General features: G+C 70.2%; 12 protein-coding genes and 1 pseudogene. 6 read left to right on the plus strand and 7 right to left on the minus strand.

All coding sequences use genetic code 11. From position 1 onward, the window contains the following. Positions 1-29: 29 nt before the first annotated feature. Both dxs and MVF96_RS11035 read left to right on the plus strand, forming a co-directional pair. Positions 30-1,988, plus strand: coding sequence for a 1-deoxy-D-xylulose-5-phosphate synthase (dxs, locus tag MVF96_RS11030; RefSeq protein WP_165630165.1), 1,959 nt, complete (start codon positions 30-32; stop codon positions 1,986-1,988). Between the two features lie 41 nt (positions 1,989-2,029). Beyond that, positions 2,030-3,169 (plus strand): carboxylate-amine ligase, encoded by a 1,140-nt coding sequence (locus MVF96_RS11035; protein ID WP_247451984.1) that lies wholly within the window; start codon positions 2,030-2,032, stop codon positions 3,167-3,169. A 320-nt stretch (positions 3,170-3,489) separates the two neighbouring features. On the opposite strand, the gene MVF96_RS11040 is transcribed toward MVF96_RS11035, so the two are convergent. The 3 genes from MVF96_RS11040 to MVF96_RS11050 form a co-directional block, all read right to left on the minus strand. After that, entirely contained in the window at positions 3,490-3,918 is a 429-nt protein-coding gene (locus MVF96_RS11040) for a type II toxin-antitoxin system Rv0910 family toxin (protein ID WP_247451985.1), read from the minus strand. 155 nt (positions 3,919-4,073) lie between these two features. Then, positions 4,074-5,363, minus strand: a complete 1,290-nt coding sequence (locus MVF96_RS11045; RefSeq protein WP_058250233.1) for an HRDC domain-containing protein — start codon at positions 5,361-5,363, stop codon at positions 4,074-4,076. Further along, positions 5,360-5,986: a DUF3000 domain-containing protein gene (locus MVF96_RS11050; protein WP_058250234.1), complete on the minus strand. Its 627-nt coding sequence runs from the start codon at positions 5,984-5,986 to the stop codon at positions 5,360-5,362. Before MVF96_RS11050 ends, MVF96_RS11045 begins: the two co-directional genes overlap by 4 nt. Positions 5,987-6,079: 93 nt before the next feature. Here MVF96_RS11050 and hemE point away from each other — a divergent pair, with 93 nt between their 5' ends. From hemE to hemQ, 3 genes are read left to right on the plus strand one after another with little or no spacing between them, the layout of a single operon-like run. After that, entirely contained in the window at positions 6,080-7,144 is a 1,065-nt protein-coding gene (gene hemE, locus MVF96_RS11055) for a uroporphyrinogen decarboxylase (protein ID WP_247451986.1), read from the plus strand. After that, positions 7,144-8,550 (plus strand): protoporphyrinogen oxidase, encoded by a 1,407-nt coding sequence (hemG, locus tag MVF96_RS11060; RefSeq protein ID WP_247451987.1) that lies wholly within the window; start codon positions 7,144-7,146, stop codon positions 8,548-8,550. The genes hemE and hemG overlap by 1 nt, the downstream gene beginning before the upstream one ends. A 57-nt stretch (positions 8,551-8,607) precedes the next feature. Then, the gene (gene hemQ / locus MVF96_RS11065; protein ID WP_058250316.1) at positions 8,608-9,303 is read left to right on the plus strand and encodes a hydrogen peroxide-dependent heme synthase; all 696 of its coding nucleotides are present in this window, start codon (positions 8,608-8,610) and stop codon (positions 9,301-9,303) included. A gap of 22 nt (positions 9,304-9,325) precedes the next feature. On the opposite strand, the gene msrB is transcribed toward hemQ, so the two are convergent. The 4 genes and pseudogenes from msrB to MVF96_RS11085 all read right to left on the minus strand — a co-directional run bounded on the left by msrB (position 9,326) and on the right by MVF96_RS11085 (position 13,612). Then, a complete protein-coding gene (msrB, locus tag MVF96_RS11070; protein ID WP_058250317.1) occupies positions 9,326-9,757 on the minus strand; it encodes a peptide-methionine (R)-S-oxide reductase MsrB in 432 nt (143 codons plus the stop codon). Between the two features lie 41 nt (positions 9,758-9,798). Continuing rightward, positions 9,799-11,079 (minus strand): glycosyltransferase family 87 protein, encoded by a 1,281-nt coding sequence (locus MVF96_RS11075; protein ID WP_058250236.1) that lies wholly within the window; start codon positions 11,077-11,079, stop codon positions 9,799-9,801. Between the two features lie 58 nt (positions 11,080-11,137). After that, complete coding sequence (locus MVF96_RS11080) at positions 11,138-12,748, minus strand: alpha/beta hydrolase (RefSeq protein WP_078112451.1); 1,611 nt, start codon at positions 12,746-12,748, stop codon at positions 11,138-11,140. Positions 12,749-12,827: 79 nt separating this feature from the next. Continuing rightward, positions 12,828-13,612 (minus strand): annotated as a pseudogene (locus MVF96_RS11085) (dihydrofolate reductase family protein). A 35-nt stretch (positions 13,613-13,647) separates the two neighbouring features. Between MVF96_RS11085 and zapE the strand changes: the two are divergent. After that, on the plus strand, positions 13,648-14,661 hold the full coding sequence (gene zapE / locus MVF96_RS11090; protein WP_058250238.1) for a cell division protein ZapE: 1,014 nt from the start codon (positions 13,648-13,650) through the stop codon (positions 14,659-14,661). Positions 14,662-14,684: the final 23 nt, after the last annotated feature.

Genomic DNA, 14,684 nt, shown 5'->3' on the forward strand with positions numbered 1-14,684 from the left:
CTGGCGTCTCGCCGGTGATGGAGGAAACGATGGGTGTGCTTGACCGGATCAGCTCGCCGGCCGATCTCCGGCCGCTGTCGGACGAGGAGATGCAGGTCCTCTCGGCCGAGATCCGGACGTTCCTGATCGAGAAGGTCGCCGCCACGGGCGGACATCTCGGACCGAACCTCGGAGTCGTCGAGTTGACGCTCGGCATCCACCGCGTCTTCGACTCGCCGTCGGATCCGATCCTGTTCGACACCGGCCACCAGTCCTACGTCCACAAGATCGTCACCGGACGCAAGGACGGCTTCGATCAGCTGCGCCAGCGCGGCGGGCTCACCGGCTACCAGGAGCGCGCGGAGTCCGACCACGACTGGGTGGAGTCCTCGCACGCGTCGGCGGCGCTGTCGTATGCGGACGGGCTCGCGAAGTCCTTCGAACTGACCGGTCAGCCGGATCGCACGGTGGTCGCGGTGGTGGGCGACGGCGCCCTGACCGGCGGTATGTGCTGGGAGGCCATCAACAACATCGCCGCCTGCAACCGCCGGGTCGTCATCGTCGTCAACGACAACGGTCGGTCGTATGCGCCGACGATCGGCGGACTCGCGAGCCACCTGTCGGGGCTGCGCCTGCAGCCCGGGTATGAGAAGTTCCTCGACGAGGGTCGTCGCGTCGTCAAGCAGGTGCCCGTCGTCGGGGAGCCGGCATACGCCGTCCTGCACGGGATGAAGAGCGGGCTCAAGGACCTCCTGGCCCCGCAGGCGATGTTCACCGATCTCGGACTGAAGTACGTCGGGCCCGTCGACGGTCACGACATCGACGCGGTCGAGTCGGCGCTGCGGCAGGCCCGCGACTTCGGCGGCCCGGTGATCGTGCACACCGTGACCCGCAAGGGCATGGGCTACGCCCACGCCGAGAACCACGTCGCCGACCTCATGCACGCGACCGGCATCATCGACCCGGTCACCGGCCGGCCCACGAGCGTCTCACCCCAGGACTGGACCGCCGTGTTCTCCGCCGCACTGCTCGACGCCGGCGCCAACCGTCCCGACGTCGTGGCGATCACCGCGGCGATGCCCGGGCCGACGGGGCTCACCCCCTTCGGCGAACGCTACCCGGACCGCATGTTCGACGTCGGCATCGCCGAACAGCATGCGATGACCTCGGCGGCCGGACTCGCGCTCGGCGGACTGCATCCGGTTGTCGCGATCTACTCGACGTTCCTCAACCGCGCGTTCGATCAGCTGCTGATGGACGTCGCGCTGCTGAGGCAGCCGGTGACGCTCGTCCTCGACCGTTCCGGCATCACCGGACCCGATGGCCCCAGCCACCACGGCATGTGGGATCTCTCGCTGATGGCGATGGTGCCCGGCCTGCGGGTCGCCGCACCCCGTGACGCCGTCCGGCTGCGCGAGGAGTTCGACGAGGCACTCGGCGTCGCCGACGGCCCCACGGCCCTCCGATTCTCCAAAGGTGCTGTCCCCGAAGACATCCGCGCGGTCGAGCGGCTCGACGACGGTGTCGACGTGCTGCACCGGACGGACCGGGACCTCGGTCCGGCGGGCGGCGATGTGCTCATCGTCGCGGTCGGTGCCTTCTGCGGGCTGGCCGTCGACACCGCCGAACGCCTGGCCCGTCAGGGAATCGATGCGACGGTCGTGGATCCGCGCTGGGTGCTGCCGGTGCCCACCTCGGTGGTCGAGGTCGCGCGCCGCCACCGTCTCGTCGTGACGCTCGAGGACGGGTGCACCAGCGGCGGCGTCGGTTCCGCGGTCGCCGCCGCGCTGTCGGCGGCAGAGGTGTTGGTACCGGTACAGATCAAGGGCATCCCGCAGGAGTTCATCGCGCACGCCTCGCGCAACGAGATCCTGGCCGATCTCGGATTGACCGCGCAGGACCTCGCCCGGTCGATCACCGCGACGGTCTCGGGCATGCAGGCCGGTCCCGGCCTGGACCGGGCGATCGAGAACACACCCGATCCGGCGGAGAGCGGCGCCGAGGACTGACGTCCCGTTTGACCGATGCCGCCGCTGGGCATTTTCTCCGTGTGAACGACGAGTACGGTTCCGCGGGCGGGGATTTCCGGGACATTCCGGCGCCGACCCTCGGGGTCGAGGAGGAGTTCGTCCTCGTCGACCGGGAGACCGGACGGCCGGTCGGGAGCAACCGTGAGGTCGCGGCCGCGGCATCCGCGCGCGGCCTCGACCTCGAGTTGGAACTCACCTCGTCGCAGGTGGAGATCGCCACGCCGACCGCGGCGACGAGTCAGGAGATCGGCGACCACCTGCACCGGCTGCGGGGCATCCTGGCGGCGGCGGCCGATGATGTAGGCGTGGACGTGGTCGCCTGCGGGGTGCCGCCACGCGTGCCCGAGTCGTTCCCCGTGACCGACACCGGCCGCTACCGGGCGATCGCCGCGCGGTACGGCATGCTGGCCCACGAACAGGGCATCAGTGGCTGTCACGTCCACGTGGGTGTCCCGGACACCGACACCGCCGTCGCGGTGTGCAATCGCCTGCGCCCGTGGCTACCGATACTGCTTGCGCTGTCGGCGAACTCGGCGATCTATCGCGACGCCGACTCCGGCCACGCCAGTTGGCGCTCGGTGCTCTGGTCGCGATGGCCGGCGGCGGGACCGCCACCGCACCTGCGGTCGGCCGAACACTTCGCCGAGACGGTCGAACTCCTCGTGGCCACGGGCACTATTCTCGACCCGCACATGCTGTACTGGGACGCTCGGCCGTCGGATCACCTGCCCACGGTCGAGGTGCGGGTCGGGGACGTGCAGATGCGGGTGGAGGAGACGCAGACCTTCGCCACCCTCGTCCGTGCGGCGGTGATGACCGCCCTCGACGACCTGCGCGCGGGGGACCGGCGGTTCCCGGCCGCGGACCTCGATCCGGCGCTGCTGTCGGCCGCGTACTGGATCGCCGCCCACGACGGCGTCGACGGGCGTGCGCTCGACCCGACGACCGGCGCGTTGGTGCCGGTCTGGACGCGGGTCGAGCAGCTACTCACCGTGCTCGCACCCGCACTGGACCGACTCGGCGAGCGGGACGGCGTCGCACAGACGCTGGACCGGCTGCGTCTGCAGGGCAACGGGGCCTCTCGGCAGCGGCGCCTCTTCGAGGAGTCCGGATCGGCTCTCGCCGTGGTCCGGGCCGCGACGCTGCACCCGCCCGTCTGACGACGGACGCCTGCCCTTCGTGGGGCTCGTCGCTAGGCGCTCCTCGCACCTCAGTACCAGCGGCCTGACGGCCGTCCTGGACTACGAAAGAAACCTGTGTGCTCGCGGCGAGCCCTACTACTGCTCCCTGAGGAGGCCGGAGCTTGCGGAGGCCGTCACGAAGGGTCCTGGTGAGATGCGTCGCGAACCCTTCGTGGCTCGTCGCTGGCGCTCCTCGCACCGCAGGGAGCGGAGGGAGGGGGTCGCTTGCACCCCACAGACCAGCGGTTTGGTGGTTCCTCGGATTAGGGTGCAGAGGGGTCAGGTCGGCCCCGATCGACTCAGCGCAGTGTCGCCAGGTTCGAGATCGACTTGTGCACATCGGATTCCAGGATCTTGGCGACGAGCCTGCCGACCGAGCCGTTGAGCAGACCGCCGGACAACTCGGCCGACAGGTCGAAGTGCGAACCGTCGGCGATCTCGTCGACCTTCATCGCCAGATCGATGTTCACCCCGCCGCGGCCGGTTCCCGACAGCACGATGAGCCGCGGCTCGTCGTAATCGGTGACGGTCCAGTGGATCACATTGCGGAAGCCCTTGACCTTGATGAGGGAGGAGATGGTGGTGCCCTCGGCGATCGTGTCGGGGACCGGCGAGCGCCACCCGCCGAAGATGGTCATCCACTCGTCGAAGCGCGAGAGGTTGCTGGCGAGCGCCCATGCTGCGCTCGGTTCGAGGTCGGAGTCGATGCCGACGGAGACTGTGGCCACGGAACTGCTCCCATCGCGGAAGGTGGTGTGCTCACCGGAGGTGACTTCCCGGTGGCTCGCGTACTCGGGTGATGGCTTTCGGGTCGTGATCCCCGAATGTACGCGAAGGTCGGCGCCACAGCGCGATGGCCGGGGGTCCCGTCGGGCGGGTCGATCTACTCGGCGGCCGCCGTCGGCCCTGGTCGGGCGGCGTCGAGGAGGGCCTCGGTCAGGGCCTCCGCACAGAGCGTCCGTTGCCACGTGCGGGCGCCGGCGGCGGCCAGATGTGCATTGAGCGCCTCGGTCGTGATCGGTTCCGGCAACCCGTCCCAGCACAGCTGTCGCATCACGTCGGGTGCGAGGAGGTTCTCCACCGGCAGGGTGTGGTCTTCGGCGATCTGTTTGAGCACCGGCCGGACCGCCTGCAGCCGCGCCGCGGCCTCCGGGTTGCGCTGATCCCACCGGCTGACCGGGGGCAGGCCCGGTCCGGTCGACTTCCGCGAGGGCAGCTTGCTGTCGGGGATCTCGCGCGCCCGCTGCAGCGCGGACATCCAGATCCCGGCCTGACGGCGCTGACGCGGGCCGCCGAAGACCGGCAGCTTGGTGAGTTCGGCGATGGACTGAGGGTTCACGGTCGCGGCGTTGACGATGGCCGTGTCGGGCAGGACACGTCCGGGCGCGACATCCCGACGCTGCGCCAGTTCCTCACGCGCGGTCCACAATTCGCGGACCGCGGCGAGCGCGCGGGTGGACTTCACGGTGTGCACGTTCGACGTCTTGCGCCACCGGTCGGTGCGCGGCGGTGCCGGTGGCCGGCCCAGGACGTACGCGAATTCCTCTCGCGCCCAGCCGTCCTTGCCCGCTTCCGCGAGTGCGGCGTCCATGGCGTCGCGCAGTTCGACGAGGACCTCGACGTCGAGCGCGGCGTAGTTCAGCCATTCGTCGGGCAGCGGGCGGCGCGACCAGTCGGCGGCGCCGTGTCCCTTGAGGAGTCCCAGCCCGAGGAACTCCGCCACCATCGCGGCGAGGTTGACCTTGGCCAGGCCCAGGAGGCGTCCGGCCAGCTCGGTGTCGTACAGTTCAACGCACTCGAAACCGAGTTCGCGAAGGCACGGGAGGTCCTGATCGGCCGCGTGCAGCACCCATTCCGGTCCGCGCATCGCGTCGATGACGGGCGCCAGCGCGCCGGGATCACCGATCGGGTCCAGCAGGAAGCTCCCCGATCCGCGTCGTTTGATCTGGATCAGATAGGCGCGTTGCGAGTACCGGTAGCCCGACGCGCGTTCGGTGTCGACGGCGATCGGCCCGTCGCCGGCTGCCAGAGCGGCTGCCGCGTCGGCGAATTCGGTGGCGGTCGCCAGTACCGGGGGCACGCCGTCGGCCGGCCGGAGCAACGGGGTGACCTCCGGCGCGGGGTCCGGCTCGATCGGGTTCTCGGCCGCATCCCCGGGGGCGGAGTCGTTCACGTCGCGCCGAGTTCGGTGACCCCGACCGGCGGGAGACCGGCCGCGGAGGCGAGCACGTCGCAGAACGCCTCGAGGTGGTTGTTCAGGCCGTCCGAGCTCAGGGCGGTCCACGAGGCGCGCACCTCGAGCTGATGTGCGCGCGGAGGTCCGGCGATGTCGCCATACCGGACCGACGTCGTGGAGGTGACGGTGCCGCCGAGCGCGGTCACCTCGACGCGGTGGGCGGAACCGTCGGGCGTGGCGGTCGCGCCCACCGGGACGCCGAGGGCGTCGCTGAGCCAGCTCCAGGCCACCTCGGGCAGCAGCGGATCCATGGCCAGGGCCGCCTCCACCTCCGCCTGGAGGAACGCGACGAGGCGCATGGTGCCGTTCCACGCGTCCTGTCCGGCGGGATCGAACAGCAGGATGAGGCGCCCGAAGGCGCTTCCCTGCGAATCCGTGGGCACGACGTCGAGGTCCTCGGGCGGGCGCACCTCGGCGCCGACGGCGTAGCTGTACGGCGCCAGGCGCTGCGGCGGGCGGATGGGCCCGACCTCGATCTCGCGGCGCACCCGGGCAGCATGCAGCGACTCCACCGCTGCGCGGAAATCAGCAGGCTCGTCCGGAGCTCCCGAAGAGGTCACCGTTCGACCGTAGGGCTGGGGTGCCCGGCCACGGCGGAGGCGCGCCGAGGACCACCCGTGCGCAGATCGAGGGGCATGGCAGAGTAAGCGGTGATGTCGAACGCAACTGGTACCCGGGTCCATAGGTCGAACCTGCCGCTCGTCGCCGCGGCCACCGGCGCGACCCCGTCACGCCGGCCGGTGTGGTTCATGCGGCAAGCCGGTCGCTCGCTGCCCGAGTACCGGGCCATCCGCGCCGATCACGGCATGCTGGAGTCCTGCTTCGACGCCGAACTGGTCTGCGAGATCACCATGCAGCCCGTCCGCCGGCACGACGTCGACGCGGCGATCCTGTTCTCCGACATCGTGGTGCCGCTCAAGGCCGCCGGCATCGACCTCGACATCGTCGCGGGCACCGGGCCGGTGATCGCCGAGCCGGTGCGCTCGCCCGACGCGGTGTCGCGCATCCCGCGGCTGGAACCGGCAGCGGTCGGCTCGATCGCGCGGGCCATCGAACTACTCCTCGGCGAGCTGGGGGACCAGGTGGCGCTGATCGGCTTCGCCGGAGCGCCGTTCACCCTGGCCTCGTACCTCATCGAGGGCGGCCCGAGCCGCAACTACGAGCGGACCAAGGCGATGATGCACGGCGACCCGGAGACGTGGGCCGAGCTGATGGCGCGTCTCGCCGACATCACCATCGCGTTCCTGCGCGTCCAGCTGGAGGCCGGGGTCGACGCGATCCAGCTCTTCGACTCGTGGGCGGGCATGCTGTCGGCCGCCGACTACCAGCGTTTCGTCGCACCGCACAGCGCCCGTGTCCTGGCCGAGGTCGCCGGGTACGGCGTCCCGCGCATCCACTTCGGCGTCGGCACCGGTGAGCTGCTCGCCCCGATGGCGCATGTCGGTGCCGATGTCATCGGCGTCGACTGGCGTGTGCCGCTCGAGGAGGCCGTGCGCCGGGTGGGTCCGGGTAGGGCAGTGCAGGGCAACCTCGATCCGACACTGCTGTTCGCCGGCCCCGACGTCGTCGACGCCGAGGTCCGCCGGGTGGTCGCCGATGGCGACCGGGCGATCGCCGCCGGGGCGGTCGGGCACATCTTCAACCTCGGACACGGCGTGCTGCCCGGCACCGACCCGGACGTGCTGACCCGGGCCGTCGAAGTCATCCACAGCCTCTGATGTCCCCGCGGGTCCGAATCGCGATCGTCGGCGGCGGGATCTCCGGTCTGACCGCCGCCTACCGCCTTCGTCGTGCGCTCGGGCCCGACGCGCACCTCGACCTGCTCGAGGCCTCCGGACGGGTGGGCGGGGTCCTGCACACCACGACGGTGGGCGGTCGGGCCGTCGACGTCGGGGCCGAGGCGTTCATCGTCCGGCGACCCGAGGCGCTCGAACTCGTCACCGAACTGGGCCTCGCCGACCGGATCGTCTCGCCGACGCCGCGCCGTCCCGCGGTGTGGTCGGGTAAGCGGTTGCATCCGTTGCCCAGTCCGGCGCTGATGGGCATCCCGGCCGGACCGGCCGTCGTCGACGGTCTCGCCGACCCCGAGGACGTCGACCGCATGTCCGGTGAACCCGACCGTTCGATGCGGTGGGAAGCCGGGAACGATACGTCGGTCGGGCAGCTGGTCGCCGACCGGTTCGGGCCCTCGGTGGTGGCGCGCAGCGTCGACCCGATGCTCGGGGGTGTGTACTCCAGTCTCGCCGACGACATCGGGGTCCGCGAGGCGCTACCGGCGCTGGCCACGCGCCTCGACGCGGGCGCGCCGTCGCTCACCGCTGCCGTCGGCGACCTCATCGCCGCGGGGGCCGGGGCCTCGGGGCCGGTCTTCGGCGCCCTCGTGGGCGGATACCAAATCCTCCTTGACGCCCTGCGGACCGCGGCCGGCATCGAACCCGAGATCTCGTGTCCGGTCACCGAAGTCACTCCGTCTGGGGCCGGGTGGGTGCTCGACTTCGGTACGGCTCGTGACCCGCGACCGTACGACGCCGTGCTCCTGGCCGTGCCGGCCTGGCGGGCGGGGGAGCTACTGGGTCGGTCCGCGCCGGACCTGTCTGCGCCGTTGCGCGCGGTCCGGGGCGCCTCGTCGGTGGTGGTGTCGATCGCGCTCGCGCCGGGGACCGAGCTGCCCGATCACTCCGGTGTGCTGGTGGGGACCGGAGAAGGGTTGCGCGCCAAGGCTTTCACGTTCAGCTCGCAGAAGTGGGCGCATATGTCGGATGCGGGCCGGCCGGTCTCGGTGCGGGCGTCGTTCGGACGGTTCGGTGCGGTGGTACCGGATGAGACGGCCGAACCCGGCGTCGACGACCGGCTGCGTCGTGAGGCACTCGAGGACCTCGACGAGGTGTGCCGCGCCGCCGGTGTCGCGCCGGTGTCGTCGCGGGTCGTCGACGCATACGTGCAGCGTTGGGACGACGGATTGCCGGTCTATGCGCCCGGGCACCTCGCGGCGATGTCGCAGGTGCTGGCCGCGCGGCCGTCGCGTCTGGCCTTGGCCGGGTCGTCGTATGCCGGTGTCGGGGTGCCGGCCTGTATCGGCCGGGCCGGCCGCGCGGCGGCCGAACTGCTGGCAGATCTGACGTGACCCGACTCCGCTGACCTGCCTGGTCGCCGGGTGGGCGCCGGTGGCACGATGGCACCCATGAGCCGCTTGGATTACGCAGAACTCAACTCGACGATCCGCTACCTGATGTTCTCGGTGTTCGCGGTCCGCCCAGGTGAACTGGGTGCTGATCGCGATCAGGCCAAATCCGACGCCGCGGACTTCTTCAAGTCCCTCGAGGACACCGGCGTCGTCGTCCGCGGTGTCTACGACGTGTCGGGTCTGCGCGCCGACGCCGACTTCATGATCTGGTGGCACGCCGAGGACGTCGAGCCGATCCAGGCCGCCTACGCGAAGTTCCGTCGCGAGACCGTTCTGGGACGGGCGTGCAACGCGGTGTGGAGCAACGTCGCGCTGCACCGGCCCGCCGAGTTCAACAAGAGCCACATCCCGGCGTTCCTCGCGGGCGAGGACCCCGGCAACTACATCTGCGTGTACCCGTTCGTGCGGTCCTACGAGTGGTACCTGCTGCCCGACGAGGAGCGGCGCAAGATGCTCGCCGACCACGGCAAGGCAGCGCGCGCGTACAAGGACGTCCGCGCCAACACGGTGTCGTCGTTCGCGCTGGGCGACTACGAGTGGCTGCTGGCCTTCGAGGCGCCCGAGCTGCACCGCATCGTCGACCTCATGCGTGATCTGCGCGCCACCGAGGCGCGGATGCACGTCCGCGAGGAGACGCCGTTCTTCACCGGCCCACGGGTCGAGGTGCCGGCGCTGATCGACGCGCTGCCCTGAGCCGAGCCGCTGGAACCGGCCGCTACTCGGCCGGTTCCAGCGTCAGGCTGATGCTGTTGATGCAATACCGGAGATCGGTGGGGGTGTCGTAGCCCTCTCCGGCGAAGACGTGGCCGAGGTGGCTCTTGCAGTTCGCGCAGAGCACCTCGACGCGCCGCATGCCCAGCGAGTTGTCCTCGACCTCGATGATCTTGTCGCCGGCGAGTGGGGAGAAGAACGACGGCCAGCCGCAGTGCGATTCGAACTTCTGCTCGCTACGGAACAGTTCGGTGTTGCAGGCGCGGCACCGGTAGATGCCGACGGTCTTGGTGTCGGTGTATTCACCGGTGAACGGCGCCTCGGTGCCCGCCTGGCGGAGGACACGGTACTCGGCCGGCGTCAGGCGCTGGCGCCACTGCTCATCGGTGAGTTCGGCGAGATTCTCGGCGTCGGTCGACGGGGTGCTGTCGGTCATGTCCTCCACGGTAGCGCGCAGCCGGACCGGCTTTGGCAGCACTATTTCGACAGGCCCACGGTCTCGCTCGTGGAAGTCGCGGTCTCGGTGGCGGGGACGCTCGGCGCGTCGGTCTCCGAACGGACCGGCGGCACCATGCCGGCCACCCCGTCGGACCGCATGTCGAGGTAGCGGAACAGCAGTGAGCAGAACACCGCGATCATCAGGAGTGACCAACCCCAGGTGACCTTGTTGTACTCGACCATCCAGCCGAACGCCGTCCAGCGGTCGGAGTAGAAACCGTCGAAGGTCATGCACCCGTAGACCCCGAGCCAGGCGGGCCAGTTGCGCATCGGCGAGCCGGGCAGGAGCACCGTCATCAGGAGCGGGAACAGGAGCATCGAGTAATAGCCCTGACCGAGCGAACCGACGAGGAAGGTCGTGCACAGCAGGACTCCCGACGATGCCGTGATCCACAGCAACTCGTTGGTCCGGCGGTAGTAGCGGTACAGGAACCACAGCGAGAACGCGGCCATCGCGACGAAGGCGACGCGGAGCAGCAGCACCAGCCAGGGTGCGACGCCGAAGTACGCGCCGTTGCCGGCGATCGAACTGTTGTAGTAGTCGCGCGCCTCGCCGAGGTACGGGACGGTCCGGCTGATGAAGTCGTCGGCGTCGATCGACAAGGGCCAGGCGACGATCGTCAGGACGACCGGAACCACGATGGCGAGCGCGAACACCCGCCACTGCCGGTTGAGGAGGGGAAGCAGCATCAGTGGCGCCAGTACCGGTTTCACCGCGAGGGTGAGGCCCATCGGCACACCGGCCCACCAGTCGTGCCGGCTGAGCATCAGCATCAGGAAGGCGAGCAGGCCGAGGAGCACGAACGAGTTGAAGTTCGTGAAGATCAGTGTGTGCGAGACGGTCTCGGTGCTGAAGAAGAAGAACAGGACCGTCGGCATGACCCACGAGTTGAACGCGAACCCGAACATCCGGGTGAGCAGGTAGGCGCAGATCAGCAACGCGATGACGCTCGCGGCGATGAAGGCCCAGCGCGCGCGCTCGTAGTCGATGACGGCGACCGGCGCCATCAGCAGGGTGCCCGACGGCGGGTAGAGGTAGTGCGGGTCGACCGTCGCATAGTTCTCGCCGTAGACCGGCAGGCCGTTGAGGAAGTTGTAGGCCGCGGCGTACACCGGTTTGAAGTCGTCGGTGCGGTCACCGTTGACCCCGAGGAACACCGAGCGGTGCACGACCATGAGCAGGCTGATCGGCCACAGGACCATCGGGATGATCCGCTGAGCACTCATCGGGGGATAGAGATACCTGTCGAGATTGGCCACCCGCGAACCGTACTACGCGCGCCGCCGAGCTCAGAACAGTGCGGCGTGGTCCGGGGACTCAGGTGGGGCAGCCTCGCTGGGTCGGACCCTGCAGCGGTGCCCGATCGACGTACTCCGCGACGACCTCGGCGGCGCACGCACTGCGTCCCAGGACCGAATACCCCAGGCCGTCCCAGGTGACGGTCACCGGCTCGGCCTCGGCGTTCATGAACAGCGGCACCAGAGCATTGGCTCCCTCGCCACCGTTGATCGGGTCGCGCGTCCCGTTGAGGATCAACGGGTCGGCGGGCAGCGACGTGGGTGGCCGGACCGGATTGCCCGACGCCCAGCCGTTGCACCGGACGAGTGACAGCGCGCTGTTGGCGCCGGTGAGGGGGTTCTGCTTGGACCACGCGTCCACCAGACCCGGCACCTCGTTCTGTCCGACCGGGCCGGTCACGTCGTTGCAGCGGGACACCAGGGCGCCGTCGGGGAGCCGCAGGGTCGCGGCGCGATCGGCGAGCCGGACCAGCGCCGCGGTCTGTCCGCGGTCGGCCGCTGCGATGGCATCTGCGAGGTCGAGCAACGATTGCGGGCGGTCCGGCGCCAGGGCCAGGGTCGTGGTGATCGCCTCGAGCGCGGCCGTGTCGGAGAGCGACTCGAGGTCGCCCGCCCGTGCCTTGCCCAGCATGCGGGTCATCGTCGCGACCCCGTTGGACCCGAGCGCGCAGCCCGGTAACGCCGAGCACCGCTGTGCGAAGCCCTGGAGCGCCACCTGGACGCCCCGCGCCTGGGACTGTGCGCGATCCCGGGCGTTCGCGCCGAACGGGGTCGGGGTGTCGAGGATGATCCGCCCGGCACGTCCGCCGTACAGGGACGCGTAGGTGAGCACGACGTCGGAACCCTCACCGGTGCCGATGAGCCCGAGATGTTCGACGCCCCAGCGCTGCCGCAGGGACTCGAGGTCCGCGGCGGCGTTCGCGGCCCCGAAACTCAGTTGGTAGGGGGTGAGCGTCTCCGTGCACCCGTCCGAGGCCGATGACGCGGCCGTGGACAGGCGCGAGATCCGCGCGTCCGTCGTCGTGGCGCGGTCGACGAGGCCGTTGTTGGCGATCGTCGTGCGTTCCAGTCGGGTCATGCAGTCGATGTCGCTGCTGAGCGGGATGCCGCGGTGGTCGACCGCGACCACGGGGTGCGAGGAGAGGAACGCCCGGCCCTGGCCGGCGGTCATCACCATCAGGGTCCGCGACGACGGCAGATCGGAACCGGAGGTGAGGACGAGCGGCGCAGCGTCGGGTGGGGTGTCCGCGGTCCGGGCGCGCGTCACCGCGATCGACACGACCTCGCCGTCGGGCTGGTCGCGGTCGATGGGCGAGTCGTATTCGGCGCATTCGATCGTCACGCCGTCCGGACGGGGCACCCCGTATCGTTCGCTCGTCTCGGCGGCGCACTCGCTCCACTCGAGATCGGTCTTCGGTACCGCGAGCGCGGGGGCGGGGGGAGCGGTCGACGACGACGGTGCCGGTCCCTCCTGACCGCCGCCGCCCGGGATCAGGTCGGGGCCACGGTCGGGACCGACGGCACAAGAGGACAGGACTATCGCCGCGATCACGCCGGCGACCACACCCGCGAGAGCCCTCGGGCGGGAGTTCGGTGCTGCGCCGACGGCCGGGGTGTGCGCTCTTGGCATGTCCGCGAGCGTAGTCAACGAATCCGCGAGGACGCTCGAGCCGGGTGTCGGGGTGAGTCCCGGATAGAGAGCGGACAGCTCACCGGGTGGACGCGCGGCCGTCGCGGACCCAGCGGGTGAACACGAACCCATCGTCGTCGGTCATGATCGACGCCGGGTGCAGTGCGCGCAGGACCGCCGTCCCCTCGTCGGTGACCGCGATGCGGCCGGCGCTCCCGCCGACCAAGTGCGGGCTCGTGGTCAGACACAGCTCGTCCACGGCATGGGCCGCCACGAGCGAACCGAGCAGACTCGGACCGCCCTCGCAGAGCACCCGGGACCATCCGCGAACACCGCAGTGCTCCAGGATGGCCGCGGTCGACACGGTGTCGTCGCCGCAGTCCACCAGCGTCGCGCCGGCATCGAGCAGAGCCCGCCGGCGATCGGCGGGCGCGCTCGAACAGGTGAGGACGACGGTGTTCTCGTGGGACACGGGCTCGAAGTCGGGCGGTATCGACAGCGACCGGGACACGAGCGCGAGTGCCGGGGCGGGCGCCTGCCCCAGCGATCGCCGGACTGCGGCGAGGGCGTCGTCGGGCTCGGGTTGCCCATATCCCTCGGTGGTCGCCGTGCCCGCACCCACGAGGACGACGTCGGCGAGCCCTCGCAGCACGCGGAACACGGCTTTGTCGCCGGGACCGCCGAGACCGCCGGACTTGCCGTCGACGGTGACCGCACCGTCGATCGACGACACCATGTTCGCCCGCACGAACGGCGCGCCGTCGTCCGGATCCGTGGACGATCGAGGGGGTACGAGTAGAGCTCGGCCAGCCGGACCAGCTCGTCCTCGGATGTGACCTGGGTCGCTTTCTGCAGGTGGAACATGCGTTCATCATTCCGCGCCTGGCTACTCTCCACACATGGTGGCCCGACTCTGCGATCGCAACCCTGCGACCTCGCCCGACGCACTCATCGACGAGATGGTGCCCCCGTCGACCTTCGACGACGTGAGCTTCGACTCCTACATCCCCGACCCCAACGAGCCGTCGCAGGCCGAGGCGGTGGCCAAGGCGCGCGACTTCGTGGCGCGGGCGTCGAAGGCGCGCTCGGGCAAGAAGGGCCTGTTCTCCCGGAAGGCGCCGGCCCAAGGGGTCGGTCTGTACCTCGACGGCGGCTTCGGCGTCGGCAAGACCCACCTGCTGGCGTCGATCTACCACTCGATGCCCGCACCGAAGTCGTTCGCCACGTTCGTCGAGGTCACACACGTGGTCGGCGCGCTGGGCTTCGTGAACGCCGTCGAGCGGCTCTCGCAGCACACGGTGCTGTGTATCGACGAGTTCGAGCTCGACGACCCGGGCGACACGATGCTCGTCTCCCGGCTGCTGACCGAACTCACCGCCAAGGGCGTGTCGATCGTCGCCACCTCCAACACGCTCCCCGGCCAGCTGGGGGAGGGCCGGTTCGCCGCCCAGGACTTCCTACGGGAGATCCGCAAGCTGTCCTCGGTGTTCGAGACGATCCGCGTCGACGGTCCCGATTATCGTCACCGCGATCTGCCGCCGGCGCCGGAGCCGCGCAGCGAGTCCGAACTGACCGAGATCGCCGAGTCCACCGACGGCGCGACCCTCGACGACTTCGACGCATTGTGCGACCACCTCAGCACCCTGCACCCGTCGAAGTACAAGGACCTCGTCGACGGCGTCTCCCTGGTCTGCATCTCTGGGGTGCACCCGGCCGAGGACCAGTCGGTCGCCCTGCGCCTGGTGGTGCTCGCCGACCGTCTCTACGACGCCCACATCCCGGTGACCGTCTCGGGCGCGAAGCTCGACGAGATCTTCACCGAGGAGATGCTCGCCGGCGGTTACCGCAAGAAGTACCTACGCGCCACGTCGCGCCTGCTGGCTCTCTCGCGGTTCGCGGAGTCGGCGGCCTGACTTCGGGGTAGAGGCCGTCGTCG

This window comes from Gordonia hongkongensis (assembly GCF_023078355.1).
Taxonomy (GTDB): Bacteria; Actinomycetota; Actinomycetes; order Mycobacteriales; family Mycobacteriaceae; genus Gordonia; species Gordonia hongkongensis.

Bases quoted from the DNA above. Each gene is read 5' to 3' on its own strand.
- zapE (WP_058250238.1), top strand. From the start codon at position 13,648: ATGGTGGCCCGACTCTGCGATCGCAACCCTGCGACCTCGCCCGACGCA.
- hemQ (WP_058250316.1), top strand. From the start codon at position 8,608: ATGAGCCGCTTGGATTACGCAGAACTCAACTCGACGATCCGCTACCTG.
- dxs (WP_165630165.1), top strand. From the start codon at position 30: ATGGGTGTGCTTGACCGGATCAGCTCGCCGGCCGATCTCCGGCCGCTG.
- hemG (WP_247451987.1), top strand. From the start codon at position 7,144: ATGTCCCCGCGGGTCCGAATCGCGATCGTCGGCGGCGGGATCTCCGGT.
- hemE (WP_247451986.1), top strand. From the start codon at position 6,080: ATGTCGAACGCAACTGGTACCCGGGTCCATAGGTCGAACCTGCCGCTC.
- MVF96_RS11080 (WP_078112451.1), bottom strand. From the start codon at position 12,748: ATGCCAAGAGCGCACACCCCGGCCGTCGGCGCAGCACCGAACTCCCGC.
- msrB (WP_058250317.1), bottom strand. From the start codon at position 9,757: ATGACCGACAGCACCCCGTCGACCGACGCCGAGAATCTCGCCGAACTC.